Genomic DNA, 18,598 nt, shown 5'->3' with positions numbered 1-18,598 from the left:
CGCGCTCAAGCACGGCACCGCGTGGCCGATGCACTGCAATAGCAGTACTGCAGTGCGACTTGAACTGAAGCGGCAGCGGACAGCGCGAGGAGACCGGTATGCAGAACGAGGTGCGGGACAGACGAATCAACGGCGCGGCACTGGAGTCGATCATGCAGGACGTACTCCAGGGAATGTCGGAATTCACCCGGGACGTCTGCCGCGACTGCAGCGCAGCGGGTCTGGAGATCCTCGCCATCGAGGATGCCGGCACGATGGCGCAGCGCGCGGCGCAGGTGCTGCCGTTCCCTGCCACCGGCGGTGACCTCTCCCGGGACTGACGCCGTCGCGGTGTTGTCCGGCGCCCGGATTCAGGGCTCCGCCCTGGCGCCCTCTTCCTCCGCCTTGCTGACCATCAGGTCTGCCTTGCTGATGCCGAGCGCCAGCGCGATAGCGCTTGCCACGTAGACCGACGAGTAGGTGCCGACCAGGATACCCAGGATCAGCGCCAGCGAGAAATTGTGTATCGTTTCCCCGCCGAAGTAGAACAACGCGATCAACACCAGCAGTGTGGTGAGGCCGGTCATGATGGTACGCGACATGGTCTGGTTGATGGCCATGTTGATGATGTCGTAGGAGCTGGCCTTGCGGACGCGCCGGAAATTCTCGCGAATGCGGTCGTAGACCACGATGGTATCGTTAAGCGAGTAGCCGATCACCGCCAGAATGGCGGCAAGCACGGTGAGGTCGAACTCGATCTGGAAGAATGAAAACAGACCGAGCACAATGATCACATCGTGCACCGTGGCGATGATCGCGCCCGGCGCGAACCGCCACTGGAAGCGCACGATGATATAGATGAAGATACCGATCAGGGCATAGATCATGGCCAGGCCGCCGTGCTCGGCCAGTTCCTCGCCTATCTGCGGACCAACGAATTCCACCCGCCGCATCTCCACGGCCGGGTTCTGTGCCCGCAGCGCCGCCATCGCGTGTTCGCTGAGCTGCGCGCTCTCCGTCCCGGGTTCCGGAGCCAGTCGGATCAGCACATCGGTAGCGGCGCCGAAGTGCTGCGCCTGCGCCTGGGCAAAGCCTCCCTCGGCCAAGGCCGTACGCACGTCCGCCAGCACCACCGGCTGGGGATACCCCACTTCGATCAGGGTGCCGCCAGTGAAATCGATGCCGAAATTGAGTCCACGCGTAGACAGCGACCAGACGGTCAGCAGCACCAGCAGCACGGAGCTCACGCCGACGACGTAGCGAATCTTCAGGAAATCGAGGTGATAGGTTTTCTTGAACAGTTCCATGATGATTTTCCCGTGGCGCCTAGATCATCAGCCTGGCATTGCGGCGCCCGCCATAGATCAGATTGATGACCGCGCGCGTCCCCATGATCGCGGTGAACATCGAGGTGACGATACCGATGGACAACGTGACCGCGAAGCCCTTGACCGGGCCGCTGCCGAAACTCAGCAGGACGACGGCGGCGATCAGGGTGGTTATATTGGCGTCGGCAATGGTCGAGAACGCCTTCTCATAGCCGGCGTGGATGCTTGCCTGCGGACTGTTCCCGCTCCGCAGTTCCTCGCGAATGCGCTCGAAGATGAGCACATTCGCATCCACCGCCATACCAACGGTCAGCACGATTCCCGCGATGCCGGGCAGCGTCAGCGTTGCCTGCAGCATCGACAGCACGGCCACGATCAGCACCACGTTCATGGCCAGTGCCAGATTGGCGACCATGCCGAAGACCCGGTAGTAGCCCGCCATGAAAACCAGCACCAGCAGGAACCCGATCAGCACGGACTTGAAGCCCTGCTCGATATTATCCTTGCCCAGGCTCGGGCCGATGGTGCGCTCCTCGATGATTTCTATCGGCGCGGCCAGCGCGCCCGAACGCAGCACCAGCGCCAGCTCGTGCGCTTCCTTCGGACTGTCCAGGCCGGTGGTCTGGAAGCGCTTGCTGAACACATCGCGGATGGTCGCGACACTGACGACCTCCTCGACCTTCACGGATTTCTTCACCGGCTCCCCGTCGACCAGCTCGGTCTCGGTCCGGTTCTCGATGAACACCACCGCCATCGGCTTGCCGACGTTTTCCTTGGTGAACTTCAGCATGCTCCTGGCGCCCTTGGCGTCCAGGGTAACCGAGACCATCGGCGAGCCGCTCTGCGGATCGAAACCGGAGCGCGCATTGACGATCTGGTTGCCGGTCGCGATGACGGATTTCTTCAGCAGCACCGGCGTACCGTCGCGCTCGTAGTACAGGCGCGAGCCCGCGGGCACCTTGCCTGCCACTGCCCGCTGTACGTCATGTTCTACATCGACCGCACGGTCTTCCAGCGTCGCCGTGGCGCCGAGAATCCGCTTTGCCTGGGCGGTATCCTGGACGCCGGGGAGCTGCACCACGATGCGCTGGCTGCCCTGCTGCTGGATGACCGGCTCGGCGACGCCGAGCTCGTTGACCCGGTTGCGCAGCGTCAGGATGTTCTGTTGCAGCGCGAATTCCCTGATCTCCTTGATTTCCTGTTCGGGCGGCCGCACCAACAGGCCGACCTTGCCGGGCTCGTCCAGGGTCTCGAGCAGCAGGGACGGGAACGCCTTGCGAATGGCGCTGCGTGCCGTAGCGGCATCCTGCTCGTCGCGAAACTCGATGCGCACCGCGGCCTGCTCGGCGCGCAGCACGGTGTAACGCACCCTGGCCTCACGCAGCGTGGTCCGGAAATCGTTCGCATAGCTCTCGACGGCCTGCTTGAACGCGGCGTCCATATCGACCTCGAGCAGGAAGTGCACGCCGCCGCGCAGGTCCAGGCCGAGGTACATGGGCAGGGCATTGAGCCGCTGCAGCCAGGCGGGCGTGGTGGGTGCCAGGTTGAGCGCTACGACATAGTCGCTGCCGAGCGCCGCCTTGATGTAGTCGACGGCCCGTAGCTGCGTCTCGGTATCGGAAAAACGCACCAGGTATTGCCCCGCGGCCAGGTCCGCCTGCTTCACCTCGATACCGGCTTTGCCCAGTGCATCGGTCACGGTGCGGGCCACCGTGTCGGTGACCTCGGTCTTGCGGCCGCCCGAGATCTGTACGGCAGGATCCTCGCCATACAGATTCGGCAAGGCGTAGAGCGTACCCACCACCATGACCGCGGCAATGAGCAGGTATTTCCATATCGGATAGCGGTTCATGGTGTCCTGCCTACAGCCCCTTGATGGTGCCCTTGGGCATGAGATTGGCGACCGCCTGGCGCTGCACCTTGACCGTGACGCCCTCGGTGATGTCCAGCTCGACGAAGTTGTCGCCCACCTTCGATACCCGTCCGAGCAGGCCGCCGTTGGTGACCACCTCGTCCCCCTTCGCCAGCGCCTCGACCATCTGTTTGTGCTCCTTGGCCTTCTTGGCCTGCGGCCGGATCAGCAGGAAATAGAACACGACGAAGATGAAAATGAGCGGCAGAAAACTCATCAGGGGATCGCCCTGGCCCTGCGGCGCCGCCGCCATTGCATCGGAAATAAAGAAATCCATGATTGCTCCTTTTGTTCGGCCTGACCCCGTACCCGGCGCACCCCGCCCGCACCGGCAACCGGTCAAACCAGCGCATTATGACACAGTGCCGCGGCTGGCGTAAAAATCCCGCCGGAACTCGGCCAGCGACTGCCGCTCGATGGCCGACCTGAGGCCGGCCATCAGGTCCTGGTAGTAGGTCAGGTTATGGATCGTGTGCAGCCTGGCACCCAGGATCTCGTTGCACTTATCCAGGTGATGCAGGTAGGCACGGCTGAAATTCCGGCAGGTATAACAACGGCATGAGTCATCCAGCGGGCGCGTGTCGGTGCGGTGCGCGCTGTTGCGTATCCTGACGACACCGGTGCGCACGAACAGATGGCCGTTGCGGGCATTGCGTGTGGGCAGCACGCAGTCGAACATGTCGATCCCCTGGCAGACGGCCTCGACGATGTCCTCGGGCGTGCCCACGCCCATCAGGTAGCGCGGCGCCGCGACCGGCAGCTGCGGCATGATCTGTGCCAGCACGGCCGCGCGCTCCGCCTTGCTCTCACCGACGGAGAGCCCCCCCAGGGCATAGCCGTCGAAACCGATCTCCAGCAGCCCTGCCAGGGATTCGGCACGCAATCCGGGGTACATGCCGCCCTGGACGATGCCGAACAGGGCGGCCGGGTTGTCGGCATGCGCCGTCCGGCTGCGTCGTGCCCAGCGCAGCGACAGTTCCATGGACGTGCGCGCCGTAGCCTCGCTCGCCGGATACGGCGTGCACTCGTCGAAGCACATCACGACATCGGCGCCGAGCGCACGCTGGACCTGCATGGATTCCTCGGGGCCGAGAAACACGCGGTCACCGTTGACCGGCGAACTGAAGGCCACGCCTGCCTCGGTGATCCGGCGCAGGGCACCCAGACTGTACACCTGGAAGCCGCCCGAATCCGTGAGAATTGGGCCGTCCCAGTGCATGAAATCGTGCAGCGTGCCGTGCGCGCGGATAATTTCGGTTCCGGGCCGCAGCATCAGGTGGAAGGTGTTGCCGAGAACGATCTCAGCCCCCGTGGCACGGACCTCCTCGGGGGTCATGGCCTTGACCGTGCCATAGGTGCCCACCGGCATGAAGGCCGGCGTCTGCACCTTGCCACGCCTGAATTCGAGCACACCGCGCCGGGCCGCGCCGTCGAGGTGCGTCGTGGTAAACCTCATGCCAAGCCCTCCGGCGCGGCCGCAGTGTCCCGCGTGCGGATGAACATTGCGTCTCCGTAGCTGAAGAACCGGTACCCGCCGGCGATCGCATGGCGGTAGGCACGCAGGGTGCGGGCGTAACCCGCGAAGGCACATACCAGCATCAACAGGGTCGATTCCGGCAGGTGAAAATTGGTCAGCAGTGCATCCACCAGCTGGAACCGGTACCCGGGGCGGATAAACAGCGCCGTCTCGCCCTGGCCCGGCATCAGCCGACCCTCCCGGCACGCCGATTCCAGGGTCCGGACCACGGTCGTACCGACGGCGATCACGCGGCCGCCCTGCTGCCGGGCGGCGTTGATCCGTGCACTGGCCGCGGCATCGACCTCGTAAAGCTCGCGGTGCATCACGTGCTCGTCCAGATTGTCGACCCGCACCGGTTGAAAGGTGCCGGCGCCGACGTGCAGGGTAACGCAGGCCGTGCCGATGCCGCGCTCGGCAAGCCGGCGCAGGATAGCCGCGTCGAAGTGCAGTCCGGCGGTCGGTGCGGCAACCGCACCCGGCCGCTCGGCATATACGGTCTGGTAGCGCTCCCGGTCAGAACTCTCGTCCGGACGGCGGATATAGGGTGGCAACGGGATATGGCCGTGCCGCTCCAGCAGTTCCAGCACGGTGGCACCGGCGGGAAAGACCAGTTCGAACAGCTCGCCGCGGCGGCCGCAGATCTCAACTTCGAAGGCCTCGGCCAGCAACAGGCGGCTGCCGTCACGCGGTGTCTTGCTGGCCCGCACATGTGCGAGTGCACGTTGCGGCGCGATGATGCGCTCCACCAGTACCTCCACGCTGCCGCCGGTGGCCTTGCGCCCGGTCAGCCGGGCCGGGATGACACGGGTGTTGTTCAAGACCACGATATCCGCCGGTTGCAGCAGTTCGGGGAAATCGCGGAAGCCGCAATCCTCTAGTGTGTCGGTCGCCGGATCGACGCACAGCAGACGGCTGGCGCTGCGCACTGCTGGCGGGTACGCGGCAATCAGCTCTGGGGGCAGTGAGTAAGTGAAATCCCGGCGTTGCATGGCGCGGCATGTTAGCACAGGAATATGCGGCTACCGCTTGCCCCGATGGGGTGATTCCCCGATACTAGCTGGCCTTGTACGCTATCCCCTTCCCGCTGCCGAGGTGGTGAAACTGGTAGACGCACTGGACTCAAAATCCAGCGGAGGCAACTCCATGCGGGTTCGATTCCCGCCCTCGGCACCACTTCAATTCTGCGCGTGATTCAGCGCGCAACCGGCACCAGCCACGCGAATACCAGCATCGCCAGCAGTACGGTGAGCAGCAGGGTGCGGCGGCGCGGCGTGGGCGCCGGGCCAGGCGCGGGTGCGTCGCGTCCCGCAGGTGGAAAGTGTGCGGGCGTCAGCAACAGCTCGCCGCGGCGACGGTCGTAGGGCATGCGCCGCTCGCGGTGCGCCTGCCGGCAATGGGGACAGGTATCGCGACGGCGCTCGGAACGGCGCTCGTCGACCTGCATGCGCGCCTCGATATAGCGCTGATAATCCTCCCAGCTGCCCAGGTCGAGCAGCGCGTGCGGGAGCAGCCCGGTCAGGGTGCTGGCGGGCGACCAGGAACGCCGGTCCCGGCTCAGCTCGTCATCGAGGCGGATACGTCCGAGCAAGATGTAACGGGTTATGGCGGCGCTTGCAAAGGGACCGCGCACCACGCCTTCACGACGCGTGTACCAACTGCCTGTGACTTCACGCCGCTCCATGCCCGTGCAGTGCGAGGAGCCTAGTCAGTAAGCCACTCACCCATGCGGGCACGCAGTCGGATCAGCGCCTGGCCGTGAATCTGGCAGACCCGGGATTCACTGACACCCAGGATCTCCCCGATCTCGCGCAGGTTCAATTCTTCGTCGTAGTACAGTGCCATGACCAGCCGCTCGCGCTCCGGCAAGCCCTTGATCTCGTCCGCGAGCCCCTGCTTGAAATCATTCTTCTGCAGGTTATCGAGGGGCTGATCGACGTGGCGGCCGGATTGCGGCACGCCCTCCTCGCCCAGCATGCCAGGATCCTCGAAGCTGAAGATGCGACAGCCCGTGGAGTCCTGCAGGATCTTGTGATACTCGTCGAGGGAAATGCCCATCTCCCGGGCGACCTCGACATCGCGCGCATCACGCCCCTTCTCGTTTTCGATCTTGCGCACCGCCTCGGCAACCTCGCGGGCCTTGCGATGGACGGAACGCGGGGTCCAGTCGGTGCGCCTGATTTCATCGAGCATGGCGCCGCGGATGCGGATGCCGGCATAGGTTTCGAAGCTCGCGCCCTGTTCGGGATCGAACTTGCGGGATGCCTCGATCAGGCCGATCATGCCCGCCTGTATGAGATCATCGGCCTGAACGCTGGCGGGCAAGCGACTCATCAGATGATAGGCGATCCGTTTGACCAGCGGTTCGTGCAACACGACCAGCTCGTTGCTGGATGCGAATTCCGCGGCTGCCTTTGCTGCGTTAGCTTTCATGACCTCACCTCCATTGACCTGTTTTCGTTCTGAATAAGACGTTCGACAAAAAACTCGAGATGTCCGCCGGCATACTGCTGCCGCGGCCATTTGATGATCTGGCCGGCAAGCTGCTTCAGCGCCAGGGCGGAACTGCTGTTCGGAAAGGCGCTCAACACGGTCTGGCGCCGGGCAATCGCCTGTTGCAGGAATTCGTCACGCGGCACAAAGCCGCAGCATGACAGCACCAGGTCATGGCTGGCGGAGACACGCTCTAACAGCTGCATGAAGAGCTTGCCGGCCTCCGCAGCACAGGAAACCATATTGGGCAACACATGGAAGCGTTCCATGCCATGTTGCCGGTGCAGGGTCGCGATCAGCGCCGCCGCATCACGGACCGATGCCGGTTCGTTGCAGATCACGATCACGATATCGGTTGCTGCGCGGCAGAAACTGGTGACGATCTCGCTGATGCCGGTGGCCGTGTCGATGACAAGTGTGTCGATGGCTTCATCCAGGTCGCTGAAAGCGCGCATGAGGCCGGCGCATTCGTTGACGCCCAGCTCGGCCAGCTGCTTTACCCCCGAGGCTGCCGGTATCAGGCGCATGCCGTCCGGACCCGCCGTCAGGATGTCACCGAGCGCCTTGTCGCCGCTGAGCACATCGCAGAGCGTGTAGTCGACGTCGATCCCGAGCAGGGTGTCGATATTGGCCATGCCGAGATCGGCGTCGAGCAAGAGCGTCCGTTGACCGGCGCTGCTCAGCGCCTGTGCGACATTGACCGCGATACTCGATTTGCCGGTACCCCCCTTGCCGCCGGTGAATGCGATGACCTGTACCGGCGGATAGACCGCCGGCGCCATACATGCCTCGCCTTTGCCAAGCTTGAGATCAGCCAATCGCATGGAGCCCGCCACGACCGGTCCGGTTTGAATATCCCGCATGCATCTGCGCTACCTGTTGCTGATTCGTCGTCGAAACCTGCTTGCAACTCAGATAGCAACTTGTGTACCAACTTCACAAACAGTTGGCCCAACTCAGAGAAATCCATTAACTACATGTATTGAAATGAGATTCTTTCTAGCAGCTTGTCACGAAAATTCCCCGAACTGCGTCACAGTTTTGACGATCGCGACTGCGATGACGTCAAAATGACTTATCCGGAACGGTTTGGCAGGGGATGGAGTCGGTCGGCTGTCGCCGTGCTAGAGCGGGAGGCGGCCACCGTGAGCGAGCAGTGCGGAGAAGCGGGTTCCTGCCACGGGCTGGCTGATATGAAAACCCTGGGCCACGTCGCAGCCGAGACTGGTGAGCAGGTTCCAGGCGCGGACGTTCTCCACCCCTTCCGCGACCACCTTGAAACCGAGGTTATGGCCGAGGTCGATGATCGTCCGGACGATGGCGATGTCCTGCCGGTCGAAGGCGATGTCCTGAATGAAGGACTGGTCGATCTTGAGGGTATCGATCGGCAGTGCCTTGAGATATGACAGCGACGAATAGCCGGTACCGAAATCATCGATCGCGATGGTGACACCTGCATCGTTCAGGCGTTCGAGCACCTCGGTGGCCCGCTCGATGTCCTGCATCAGGGTCGCCTCGGTAATCTCGATCTCGAGGCAGTCCCCCTCCACACCCGCCTCCCGCAGCGCCCAGGTGATCTTGTCGAGCAGGCGCGGGTTCTGGAAGGAGCGCGCCGAGACATTGATCGATACCGGGATGGCGAGCCCCTCCTGCTGCCAGCTGCGACACTGGCGCAGTGCGGTAACCAGCACCCAGTCAGTGATCGACGTGATCATACCGAGCTGTTCGGCAACCGGTATGATGCGCTGCGGCATGACCATGCCCTCCAGGGGATGTTCCCAGCGCAACAATGCCTCCGCGCCCACCACGCTGGCGGTCTGCAGCTCGACCAGCGGTTGGTAATGCAGCGTGAACTCGTTGTTGTCGATGGCCGACTTGATCTGTCCCGAGTAACGCAGCTGCTGCACGGCGCTGACATCATTGGCCGGATCGAAATACTGGTATGGCAGTCCGTTGCGCTTGGCCCGCTGCATCGCACTCTCGGCATTGTGCAGCAGCGTTTCCTCACTGTCGCCATCGCCGGGGAAACAGGCAATACCCAGCGTCAGGCTGACCCAGAGTTGCTTGTCCCGGTAGGTGAACGGCAGGTCGAAACAGTCCAGTATCTTGGCGATGACCCGTTCGGTGGCCTCGTTGATATGATGCACAGGCTGGAGCATGATGCCGAACTGGTCCCCGCCGAGTCGCGACAGCGAATCCGATTCCCGCACGATGGAACTCAGCCGTTCGGAAATGTCTTTCAGCAGGATGTCGCCGACATCGCGCCCCAGCGTATCGTTGTACATCTTGAACTGGTTGATATCCAGCGAGATCACCACGAACTGCGAACCCGGCACCCGGCGCGAAGCGGCCAGCGCGAGATTCAGGTGATCGTTCCACAGGGCGCGATTCGGCAACCCCGTCAGTGCGTCAGTAGTGGCGAGCTGCTGCAAATGCCTGCGTTCCGCAATCTGGCGATCGAACTCCTCCAGCACGCAATGCACCACGGCCGGACGCCCCAGGCTGTCGTTGTCAGGATACAGCGCCACCCGGTACCAGTGTTCGGCAGCGTCGGCCAGCGTCATACGGGCCTCGATCTGGCACGCCATGCCATTCACCGCATCCTGCCAGGCGGACAGCAACCTGGCGCCGTCCTCGGCATGGGTATCGGACAGGCAGGGAAACGGGCAATCCATGTCCTGCGCATACAGCATGCGGAGCGGGAAACTTGCGTAGCGTATCGTATTGGTGCCGACGTCGACGCTCCACAGGTAATAGGGTATTCCGGCAAGCAGCTCTTCGGTGCGGGCATGGCAGCCGGATTCGTGCGCCAGTTCGCGGCGCAATTCGTCGCTGGCGTTAGACCAGTAGCCCTCGAGCGTCAGTCCGAGATCGTGCAGCAGGATCCGGACCAGCAGGGATTCCAGTGCCATACGCTCGGCATGCAGCGGAATCAGTGCCGGCAGCCGGTGATGCAGGTAGTCGATGAAGAGTTCATAGGCACCGATCAACCATGCGGGCCGGATACAGCGCTCCTGATGCTGTCTCCCGGCCTCGAGCAACTGTGCAACCCGTTCCCTGAGCCCGGTGGGACAGATCGCGTTGACCAGGTGCTGCAACTCACTGCGCGCATACATCCCCACGTCGCCGCCTGCACGCTCGTAGGCGTAGAGCACATCCGCGATATCGGGATTGTCAAACAGGTAATCGTAGAATTTTTCGGCGAATCCGGCGGTCGCGGTCACCAGCAGCGCATGATGCTTCTGCAGCAGACGCGTGTCATCCTCGGCGAGACGAAACAGGTAGTTGTAGTCCCTGGCCAGCTGTTCGCTGACGGCACGGACATGCCGGCCGTTTACGGCTGCCCGCGTGCCCGAATACTCCCCCAGCTCTGGTCGTTTCACAGCCATCGTGTGTTCGCGGTGGTGTTATTCTCCGGGTGCGGCGCAATGCTGGCGCCAAAGCCCGGCCGAACGCAGGCACACATCCACGGGTCACCGCCTCCCGGCGACCGGTTACTGCAAACGAATCTGGATGATGCCCGTGCTGCTGAATTTGTTATCCAACGCTGTTGTTATTCTTATACTGCTGTAGTTGCCGAAATTTAGCACAGGGTAATAGGCAAATAAAGCGCACGTGCCGACGGCGCTGCCGGCGCGTGCACTTGGAGAGGTGATCAGTTTTGCGTGCGCAGGTGCCGCGCCAGTTCAGGCCTGGCGCTGCATACCGTACTTGCGCAGCTTTTCCACCAGCGTGGTCCTGCGCATTCCGAGCCGCTTGGCGGCATGCGCCACCACGCCACCGGAATCGGCCAGTGCCTGCTTTATGTAGCTGACTTCGAGGTGGCTGAGGTGTTCCTTGAGATTCATGCCGTTACGCGGCAACCGCGGATCGAGGTCATCGGCAGTCAGTTGCGAGCCGACCAGTGCATCGATGAATTGCTCGGAAACCTCCGCAGTGACCTCATCCGTGCCGTCGCGGAATTTCTCCGGCAGGTCCGCGGCATCGACCACACCGAACGGATGCAGTATGGCAAGGCGCTCCACCAGATTCGCCAATTCCCTGACGTTGCCGGGCCAGCTGTACTGACAGAGCGCATAGATCGCGCCCGGCGTCAGTCTGACCGAACCGCGGTTTTCGTATTCGATGCGCCGCACGAGTTCGTTCACCAGCAACGGTATATCCTCGACCCGCTCGGCCAGGGCCGGCATTTCGATGGGGAAGACGTTGAGCCGGTAGAACAGGTCTTCCCGGAACTCTCCCCTGGTGATGGCTTCTTCCAGGTTCCGGTGGGTTGCAGCAATGATGCGCACATCGGAATTCAGCGTCTGGTTGGAACCGACCCGTTCGAAGGTCCGCTCCTGCAGCACGCGCAGTATCTTCACCTGCATCTGCAGGCTCATGTCACCGATTTCGTCGAGGAACAGCGTGCCGCCCTCGGCCATCTCGAAACGGCCCTGGCGATCGTTGATGGCGCCGGTGAACGCGCCTTTCTGGTGGCCGAATAGTTCGGATTCCAGCAGGTCGGCCGGGATGGCGCCGCAATTGACCGGCACGAACGGCTTGTCACGACGCGACGAATAGTAGTGCAGGTTCCTGGCGACCACTTCCTTGCCGGTACCCGACTCGCCCAGGATGAGCACGTTGGCATCGCTGTCGGCAACCTGCTCGATGAGCTTGCGAACCTGCTGAATGGCGCGGCTGCTGCCAACCAGGCTGCGGAACAGATCGACCGGACGCTGACTGGTGCCGGTATTGCGCTGTGACTCGCGGTATACCTCGGCCTGATGCAGCGCACTGGTGAGTTGGGCGTAATTCGCCGGCAGCTCGATCCGGCCGAGGATGCAGGATCCCGTATCGATCGCAACCGTGGGTTCCTTGCCCTTTCTGGACAACAGGTAGATGGGCAGATGCTCGTCGTGCTTGTGGATCTCGCCGAGCAGTGTGGACAGCATCTGGTCCGATCCGCACGACCCGACCAGCACGGCGAGTACGTTTTCCCCGTCGCCTGCAGCCGATTGCCAATCCGTGCATCGGCCAACCCACAGCGGCGAGTAATTGATGAACTTGAGTACGGCTTGCAGCTCGCTACCGACGCCCTGATCGGCTTCAATAACGAGGACCTTGGGTTCTGTGTGCATTCGATTTCCCGCTCGAATATCGTTATCGGCAGGGGATTATTATAAAAACCCGTACATTGTTAAAGTTATTTTTCTCCCCCTCCGCTCCAAGGGATGTTAACCAGCGGCGCGATGCATGTCAAAGCAATGTCATAACCGGGGCGGAGTTACGCGCAATTGGCGCGTGATCGTTGCACGCAGCTGATTTCCAGTGGTTTTTTTCGAAGATCCGGCGATAGCGAGCGGGATCCGGCCACGCGCTGGCCGCCGCGCCGATCCACGCGCCTCGCGGCCGCGCGCCGACCCGATATACGCCGGCCGGGGGAGCGCGGCCGCCAATCTCGCGCTTTGTGCACAAACCCGCAAAAACCGCCTCAATGCCCGCCGCGCCATGGACGATAGTCATGATAAGTCAGGCGGCTTGTCCAGGGGCAGCTGCCGATACTAACACCCCGGACAGTACATAAATGACGCCAGATCATCACCCCGTCACACCCGATATCGACACACGGCGCATCCGGTTGCTACGCAACCGCATCGCGCACGATGCCTACGAGGTCAACACGCGGCAGATCGCCGACAAGGTCATCGACCTGGAAAGTGAACTGTTCCGCCGCCGGCCGTTACCGTCGTAAACCCAGCGCATCCGGCCCGGCATCCCCTGCCCGCCGGCATGGCCCGCTCTTGGCAGCCGACCCTGCTGCAGTGCTAGAATGGAGTCCTGTCGGCGCCGCGGCGGGATGCTGCGCCAGCCGGCGACGAGCGGTTTAATGGGGCCGTAGCTCAGCTGGGAGAGCGATGCGTTCGCAATGCATAGGTCGGGAGTTCGATCCTCCTCGGCTCCACCAATTCTCTGTTGTACAGACCCGCCCCGGTAGCTCAGCTGGATAGAGCGGGCGCCTCCTAAGCGCCAGGTCGGACGTTCAAGTCGTCTCCGGGGCACCAAACGACGATGCCCGCACCGCGGGCGTTGTCCACTCCAGTACCGATCAGACCTTGCGCCGTGCGGTAATGACGTTCGACAGCTGGCCGATCTTGGTCAGCACCCGGCTGAGCTGGCTGATATCCCTGATCTCCAGGGTCAGAACCATGCGAGCGATACCCTCCTGCTCGTCGGTTGCGGTGTTCGCACCGCTCAGATTGATCTTCTCGTTCGACAGCAGCGCGGTGATATCGCGCAGCAGGCCGGAACGATCGTAGGCCTCGACCAGGATGTCGACCTGGTAGGTCCGCTCGGACGCCATGCCCCAGTCGACCTCGATCAGGCGCACGCGGTCGTCTCCCTGCAGCCGCAGAATGTTGCCGCAGTCCTGCCGGTGTATGGTCACGCCGCGACCGCGCGTAATGTAGCCGACGATGGGGTCGCTGGGCACCGGCCGGCAACAGCGGGCGATGGTCGTCAGCAGGTTGCCGACGCCATGAATGCGCACCCCGTCATCAAAACGCTCATCCACACGCCGGGAAGCGCGCTCGCTGCGTGGACGCAGCACTTCACCCTGCGGTACCAGGTCGCTCACGGCACCGGCGAGCTGCGCGGTGGACACATCGCCGCTGCCGAGCGCGGCAAACATATCGTCGGTCTGCCGGAATCCGAGCCGCTCCGCGATCCGGTCCACCGGCAGGCTGCTCACGCCCAGCCGATGCAGCTCACGGTCGAGGATGCTGCGGCCACCACCGATGTTGTGCCCGAAATCCTGGTGCTTGAACCAGGCGCGTACCCGCGACTTCGCCCGCGAGGTCACCAGGTAGCCCTGGTGCGCGTTCAGCCAGTCCCGGCTGGGCTTGCCCTGGCGCGCGGTGAGGACCTCGACCTGTTCGCCGTTCTTCAGTTGATAGGTGAGCGGTACGATACGGCCGTTCACCTTGGCGCCGCGACAGCGATGACCGACCTCGGTATGCACCGCATAGGCGAAATCGAGCGGTGTCGCCCCCTGCGGCAGATCGATGATCCTGCCCTGCGGTGTCAGCACGTATACCCGCTCCTGAAAGGCTTCGGACTTGAAGCGATCGACGAAGTCATGGGCGCTGTGCTCTTCGTCCTTCCATTCCAGCAGCTGGCGCAACCAGGCGATTTTTTCCTCGTAGCCGGCATCGAAGCCGCCGCCTTCCTTGTAGCGCCAGTGCGCGGCAACACCCAGTTCCGCGTGTCGATGCATGTCGTAGGTCCGGATCTGCACCTCCAGGGCCCGCCCCTCCGGACCGACTACCGCGGTATGCAGCGACCGGTACAGGTTCTCCTTCGGATTCGCGATATAGTCGTCGAATTCCTTCGGGATATGGCGCCACAGCCCGTGGACCACGCCCAGCGCCGCGTAGCAGTCCTTTTCCTCGTCCACCAGAATGCGCACGGCCCGCATGTCGTAGACCTGGTCGAAGTCGATCTGCTTGCGCTGCATCTTGCGCCAGATGCTGTTGATGTGCTTGGGCCGACCGGAGATCGCCGCCTTGATACCGGCCGCGGCCAGCTCGTTTCCCAGGGTGGCGATGACCCGCTGGATGTAGCCTTCCCTGTCGGCACGCTTCTCGGCGAGCTGCCTGGCGAGCGACTGGTAGGCGTCCGGCTCGAGATGACGCAGGGCCAGGTCCTCGAGTTCCCACTTGATCTGCCAGATACCCAGCCGGTTGGCCAGCGGCGCATAGATTTCGCGGGTTTCGCGGGCGATCCGCTCCCGGCGCGCACTGTCAAGGTGCTGCAGCGTACGCATGTTGTGCAGCCGGTCCGCCAGCTTGATCAGTACCACGCGGACATCCTCGGCCATCGCCAGCAACAGCTTGCGCAGGCTCTCCGCCTGGTGCTGCTGCTTGCTGTCCGCGGACAGCGACTGCTGGAAATCCCCGATCCGTTCCATCTTGGTGACGCCGCTGACCAGACGCGCGATCACCGGCCCGAATTCGCGGGTGATGTCCTCCAGCGTTGTGTCCGTGTCCTCTACGACATCGTGCAGGATCGCGGCAGCCAGGGTTTCGTAGTCGAGGTTGAGGCCGTCCAGGATCTCGGCGACTGCCAGCACGTGCAGGTAATATGGTTCGCCGGATACCCGCTGCTGACCGTGATGGGCGGCATAGGCCAGATGCGCAGCCCGGGCCAGGACCCGCCGCTCGTCCTCCGGTCGATCCGCCAGCAGTATCTCCAGGCGCGCCTGGTAGTGCTGGTCGTCGGCAGACCCTGCGGGATCTGTGTGCAGCTGTTCTGTCATTGCGGTAGCGTCGGCGGCCTGGCAAGGGGGGCGGTCTCGGCCAATCAGGCTGCCGCGCACACCGTATCGGCCTGCCTGTTATTTTATTTTATCGGAAATATGACATAACAATATGTTATTTATTCTTATTTTGCAGGTAAGAAAACCACCTGCGCAGCACCCCGGACCATCCAGGCCGGGTCCGCGATTGAGCTAGCCCTGAACCGAACCGCGCGGCTCTTTGCTGGTCAGCGGCGCGGGGGTCCTGGCCGGTTCCACGACCGAGAGTGACGCAACCACTGCCGGCGGTACCGCTGCCGCAACGCTGCCTGATGGATCCGTGAAGTGGTCGTTCAGGGTCTGCACATACTGGTTGGCATCGCCAACGATGCGCTGCAGGCGTTTGCGGGTGCCCTGCCCCCAGCCTATCGGGTGTTTGATGAAGATGCTCAGCCAGGGTCGGGTATTGAACAGGAACGCCCGGACGAGGCGGTTCCGGTAGAGACCGGCAGGAAACTGTTTGCCGATCAACCGCACGACGCGGCCGGCGGCGAACTTCCTGATCTTGTAGTGCAGCCAGGCGACTGCGCCGACGGCGACTGCCAGGAAAACCAGCATGCCGATCGTCGCAGCCGTGCTGCCCGTCCACCAGCTCGGCCAGCTCCAGTGCCAGCCCGCGCGGAAACCCAGCATGCCGGACAGCATGAAGACGAGCAGCAACAGCACGCCAGCCAGGATGCCATCACCCCAGAGCGTCAGCTTTTTCCAGTGCGCCTTGTAGGCAAGCAGCTGCGGTACGACCTTTTCCTCGATCTGGTGCGCGAGTTTCTCGAGCGCACCGGTGATACGGTAGGCGCGCTCGACATTCACGCCCTCGATGCGCCGGTAGATCTCTGCCAGGTCTTGGTCGCGCTTGGACTCGTAGCGCCGACGCTGGGCTTCGTCCGCAATGGTGACCGCGGCCTCAGGATTGTAGATGCAGTAGAATCGCCCGGCAGTCAGTCCTTCCTGCGCCAACGCGCGCTGCCAGGCGCCGACCACGGCCTCGGGATTGTCGTCGCGTGCCGTGGTGTCGATCTGGTTGAGGATGAACAGGAACTTGGTGGCATCCGCACGGTGTATGGTCTGGCCCACGAGGTGGGTCAGGGTATCGCGCATGGCACCGGGCTCGGGATGCCGGGCATCGAAAAACACCAGCACCAGATCGGACAGGTCGATGATGTGATCGGTCAGGCGCAGCGTGGCATTGCGCTGGGAGTCGGCATCGAAGCCGGGCGAGTCGATAATGATACGCCCGCGCAGCTTCGCGCTGGCACTGGTCTTCAGCTGCAGGTAGGCATCGACGCGACGCCCCTCCCCGCGCGCGACATGCTCGAGCTCCTTGCTGATCTGGTAGAACGGAAAGCGCGGATCGGCATCCAGCGCGGTTCCGGGGATGGCCTGCGCGTGACGCTCTCCGCCATAGCAGATCACGGTGAATTTGTCGTCCACGGCCTGGTTGCCGGTACTCTGCAGCGTCTCGCCCAGGTAATGATTGATGAACGTGGACTTGCCGGCCGAGAAGGTACCCAGCACGGAAATCATGGGCCACCAGGAGATCTGGGTGGCGAAGGACTGTTCCGGTCCGAGCAACCCGAGCGCGCGCCCGACCCGGTCAAGCTGGCGGTAACTATCGACTGCTGCCACCAGCACCGGATTTTCCTTCGTCAGGTGCTCCTCCAGGCTCTTGAGGCGCTGCTTGATGGTTTTCCCGGCGCTGGTCATCATCGCTATCCCCGACTGCTGATTTTGTGTTCCCGGCAACCGGCCGGGACGCCTGTCTCGATCGCGCGGCAGGCTGCTCCCGCGGGCGCGGATGCTAGAACGGGAACATGCCGTTGACCATCTTCATCGGCCCGGTTGCGTCATGCATGGTGTGGCTCATGCGGCCCATGTCGGTTCTGATCTGGTACATCGGCACCGTCATCACGCCTACCGACTTGTTGATATTGTCGAGTTTGACCAGCAAATGGCCCATATCCTGCGAACCGGTACCGACATCCGTCGCGATGGTGGAAAGATTGCCGGAGATATGCTCGACGCTTGCCGAAACGGTGTTGAGGTCCGTGGACATGTGATTGATTGCCACGACGACCGTCTCCATGCTGCGCGCCAGGCGATTGACGTCGCCGGTCAGGGTATAGATAAGGTAAAAACCGTACGCCGCGAGGATGATGAATGCCAGCAGGGACGGATAGACGATCAGTTCCCAGCGACGCGCACTCACCTCGAAGGTGCGCGAGAATTTATCCATGCAGACAGCCATGTCAGCGCTGATGAGCCCGGCATCGGCGTTGCGTTGCTCGGTATTCGTTATCTGGTCGGTCATCGGTAACCTCTCGAGGCATCTCGCGTCATTCGGGGGCATAGTATAGCCGGGTTGTCCTGCGCCCCTTTATAGACGTTCGGTCATAAATGACGCTCAGAACTCACCCTTCGCACCACGATTCATGATATCGAGTATGATTTCCTTGACCTGGTTCGCTTCCTCGAACAGTTCCGGCGGTAATGCCTTGCCGCCGTGAATCATCATGTCCATGTTGAGGGTATAGATCCAGAACTTGCCCTGCTTGTCCTCCACCACCGAGATACGGCACGGGAGATAGGCGGAAAAGGCATCCGAATATTCGATCATCTTCGCTGCAGTCAGGGGATTGCAGAACATGTAGATCTTCCAGAAGCGCTGTGGCTTCCCGGTCATGGCTGCCACCTGCTCCGACAGCGGCAGTTCGCCGACGTTCTTGATGTTGTGCTCGTTGGCGACGAATTTCATCGTCTGTTCGACATCCTCCACGCTCAGCCCTTCCGCAACCGGAATCTTCCACACAGTCGCTTCCGCAGCATTGCCACTCTCCAGCAGGCTGCGGGTCATGGTCAGGTAGACCTCGGGCGCCTTGCTGTCAAACTCCGAAAAATTACCGATCTGCTTGAGTCCCTGGATACCGAAATTCTGGTTCATGGCCAGCCAGACGATAGCCGCGGCCAGCGCCAGCCCGAGCAGCGCGAGCAGATTCCAGATCAGCTTAATCATGATGTTCTCCCGTGTTGTTCACCGT

Annotated in this window: 16 protein-coding genes and 3 tRNA genes; 5 read left to right on the top strand and 14 right to left on the bottom strand. The window is 62.6% G+C overall.

The features are described 5' to 3' along the window. Positions 1-98: 98 nt before the first annotated feature. The gene (locus R3F42_00455) at positions 99-320 is read left to right on the top strand and encodes a hypothetical protein (GenBank protein MEZ5540501.1); all 222 of its coding nucleotides are present in this window, start codon (positions 99-101) and stop codon (positions 318-320) included. Positions 321-350: 30 nt separating this feature from the next. On the opposite strand, the gene secF is transcribed toward R3F42_00455, so the two are convergent. The 5 genes from secF to queA all read right to left on the bottom strand — a co-directional run bounded on the left by secF (position 351) and on the right by queA (position 5,727). Beyond that, positions 351-1,286, bottom strand: coding sequence for a protein translocase subunit SecF (gene secF, locus R3F42_00450; GenBank protein ID MEZ5540500.1), 936 nt, complete (start codon positions 1,284-1,286; stop codon positions 351-353). Positions 1,287-1,305: 19 nt separating this feature from the next. Beyond that, positions 1,306-3,159, bottom strand: a complete 1,854-nt coding sequence (gene secD / locus R3F42_00445) for a protein translocase subunit SecD (GenBank protein ID MEZ5540499.1) — start codon at positions 3,157-3,159, stop codon at positions 1,306-1,308. Positions 3,160-3,169: 10 nt separating this feature from the next. Beyond that, a complete protein-coding gene (gene yajC, locus R3F42_00440; protein MEZ5540498.1) occupies positions 3,170-3,496 on the bottom strand; it encodes a preprotein translocase subunit YajC in 327 nt (108 codons plus the stop codon). 75 nt (positions 3,497-3,571) lie between these two features. Further along, on the bottom strand, positions 3,572-4,675 hold the full coding sequence (gene tgt / locus R3F42_00435) for a tRNA guanosine(34) transglycosylase Tgt (protein MEZ5540497.1): 1,104 nt from the start codon (positions 4,673-4,675) through the stop codon (positions 3,572-3,574). Next, entirely contained in the window at positions 4,672-5,727 is a 1,056-nt protein-coding gene (gene queA / locus R3F42_00430; protein MEZ5540496.1) for a tRNA preQ1(34) S-adenosylmethionine ribosyltransferase-isomerase QueA, read from the bottom strand. Before queA ends, tgt begins: the two co-directional genes overlap by 4 nt. A gap of 97 nt (positions 5,728-5,824) precedes the next feature. Here queA and R3F42_00425 point away from each other — a divergent pair. After that, a tRNA-Leu gene (locus R3F42_00425) sits at positions 5,825-5,911 on the top strand. Positions 5,912-5,930: 19 nt separating this feature from the next. Here the strand turns inward: R3F42_00425 and R3F42_00420 are convergent. The 5 genes from R3F42_00420 to R3F42_00400 all read right to left on the bottom strand — a co-directional run bounded on the left by R3F42_00420 (position 5,931) and on the right by R3F42_00400 (position 12,348). Next, positions 5,931-6,419 (bottom strand): hypothetical protein, encoded by a 489-nt coding sequence (locus tag R3F42_00420; GenBank protein ID MEZ5540495.1) that lies wholly within the window; start codon positions 6,417-6,419, stop codon positions 5,931-5,933. Between the two features lie 20 nt (positions 6,420-6,439). Beyond that, on the bottom strand, positions 6,440-7,168 hold the full coding sequence (locus tag R3F42_00415; GenBank protein MEZ5540494.1) for an RNA polymerase sigma factor FliA: 729 nt from the start codon (positions 7,166-7,168) through the stop codon (positions 6,440-6,442). Continuing rightward, positions 7,165-8,091, bottom strand: a complete 927-nt coding sequence (locus R3F42_00410) for an AAA family ATPase (GenBank protein ID MEZ5540493.1) — start codon at positions 8,089-8,091, stop codon at positions 7,165-7,167. The genes R3F42_00415 and R3F42_00410 overlap by 4 nt, the downstream gene beginning before the upstream one ends. 261 nt (positions 8,092-8,352) lie before the next feature. Beyond that, complete coding sequence (locus R3F42_00405; protein ID MEZ5540492.1) at positions 8,353-10,611, bottom strand: EAL domain-containing protein; 2,259 nt, start codon at positions 10,609-10,611, stop codon at positions 8,353-8,355. 303 nt (positions 10,612-10,914) lie between these two features. Continuing rightward, a complete protein-coding gene (locus tag R3F42_00400) occupies positions 10,915-12,348 on the bottom strand; it encodes a sigma-54 dependent transcriptional regulator (GenBank protein MEZ5540491.1) in 1,434 nt (477 codons plus the stop codon). Between the two features lie 446 nt (positions 12,349-12,794). Between R3F42_00400 and R3F42_00395 the strand changes: the two genes are divergently transcribed. The 3 genes from R3F42_00395 (at position 12,795) to R3F42_00385 (ending at position 13,272) form a co-directional block, all read left to right on the top strand. Then, entirely contained in the window at positions 12,795-12,962 is a 168-nt protein-coding gene (locus tag R3F42_00395; protein MEZ5540490.1) for a flagellar biosynthesis anti-sigma factor FlgM, read from the top strand. Positions 12,963-13,099: 137 nt separating this feature from the next. Further along, positions 13,100-13,175 (top strand) — tRNA-Ala (locus tag R3F42_00390). Between the two features lie 20 nt (positions 13,176-13,195). Then, positions 13,196-13,272, top strand: a tRNA-Arg gene (locus R3F42_00385). 44 nt (positions 13,273-13,316) lie between these two features. On the opposite strand, the gene relA is transcribed toward R3F42_00385, so the two are convergent. The 4 genes from relA to R3F42_00365 form a co-directional block, all read right to left on the bottom strand. Next, a complete protein-coding gene (relA, locus tag R3F42_00380) occupies positions 13,317-15,524 on the bottom strand; it encodes a GTP diphosphokinase (GenBank protein MEZ5540489.1) in 2,208 nt (735 codons plus the stop codon). Between the two features lie 192 nt (positions 15,525-15,716). Beyond that, positions 15,717-17,270 (bottom strand): dynamin family protein, encoded by a 1,554-nt coding sequence (locus R3F42_00375; protein ID MEZ5540488.1) that lies wholly within the window; start codon positions 17,268-17,270, stop codon positions 15,717-15,719. Between the two features lie 91 nt (positions 17,271-17,361). Then, a complete protein-coding gene (locus R3F42_00370; protein ID MEZ5540487.1) occupies positions 17,362-17,871 on the bottom strand; it encodes a hypothetical protein in 510 nt (169 codons plus the stop codon). A gap of 93 nt (positions 17,872-17,964) precedes the next feature. Then, the gene (locus R3F42_00365; protein ID MEZ5540486.1) at positions 17,965-18,573 is read right to left on the bottom strand and encodes a DUF302 domain-containing protein; all 609 of its coding nucleotides are present in this window, start codon (positions 18,571-18,573) and stop codon (positions 17,965-17,967) included. Between the last annotated feature and the right edge of the window lie 25 nt (positions 18,574-18,598).

It is taken from the genome of Pseudomonadota bacterium (assembly GCA_041395565.1).
Lineage (GTDB): Bacteria > Pseudomonadota > Gammaproteobacteria > UBA9214 > UBA9214 > UBA9214.
The sequence above is the reverse complement of the archived record's forward strand: the minus strand, read 5'-3'. Positions and strand labels throughout refer to the sequence as shown.

Coding starts and splice junctions, on each gene's coding strand:
- R3F42_00455 (MEZ5540501.1), top strand. CDS start 99: ATGCAGAACGAGGTGCGGGACAGACGAATCAACGGCGCGGCACTGGAG.
- secF (MEZ5540500.1), bottom strand. CDS start 1,286: ATGGAACTGTTCAAGAAAACCTATCACCTCGATTTCCTGAAGATTCGC.
- secD (MEZ5540499.1), bottom strand. CDS start 3,159: ATGAACCGCTATCCGATATGGAAATACCTGCTCATTGCCGCGGTCATG.
- yajC (MEZ5540498.1), bottom strand. CDS start 3,496: ATGGATTTCTTTATTTCCGATGCAATGGCGGCGGCGCCGCAGGGCCAG.
- tgt (MEZ5540497.1), bottom strand. CDS start 4,675: ATGAGGTTTACCACGACGCACCTCGACGGCGCGGCCCGGCGCGGTGTG.
- queA (MEZ5540496.1), bottom strand. CDS start 5,727: ATGCAACGCCGGGATTTCACTTACTCACTGCCCCCAGAGCTGATTGCC.
- R3F42_00420 (MEZ5540495.1), bottom strand. CDS start 6,419: ATGGAGCGGCGTGAAGTCACAGGCAGTTGGTACACGCGTCGTGAAGGC.
- R3F42_00415 (MEZ5540494.1), bottom strand. CDS start 7,168: ATGAAAGCTAACGCAGCAAAGGCAGCCGCGGAATTCGCATCCAGCAAC.
- R3F42_00410 (MEZ5540493.1), bottom strand. CDS start 8,091: ATGCGGGATATTCAAACCGGACCGGTCGTGGCGGGCTCCATGCGATTG.
- R3F42_00400 (MEZ5540491.1), bottom strand. CDS start 12,348: ATGCACACAGAACCCAAGGTCCTCGTTATTGAAGCCGATCAGGGCGTC.
- R3F42_00395 (MEZ5540490.1), top strand. CDS start 12,795: ATGACGCCAGATCATCACCCCGTCACACCCGATATCGACACACGGCGC.
- relA (MEZ5540489.1), bottom strand. CDS start 15,524: ATGACAGAACAGCTGCACACAGATCCCGCAGGGTCTGCCGACGACCAG.
- R3F42_00375 (MEZ5540488.1), bottom strand. CDS start 17,270: ATGATGACCAGCGCCGGGAAAACCATCAAGCAGCGCCTCAAGAGCCTG.
- R3F42_00370 (MEZ5540487.1), bottom strand. CDS start 17,871: ATGACCGACCAGATAACGAATACCGAGCAACGCAACGCCGATGCCGGG.
- R3F42_00365 (MEZ5540486.1), bottom strand. CDS start 18,573: ATGATTAAGCTGATCTGGAATCTGCTCGCGCTGCTCGGGCTGGCGCTG.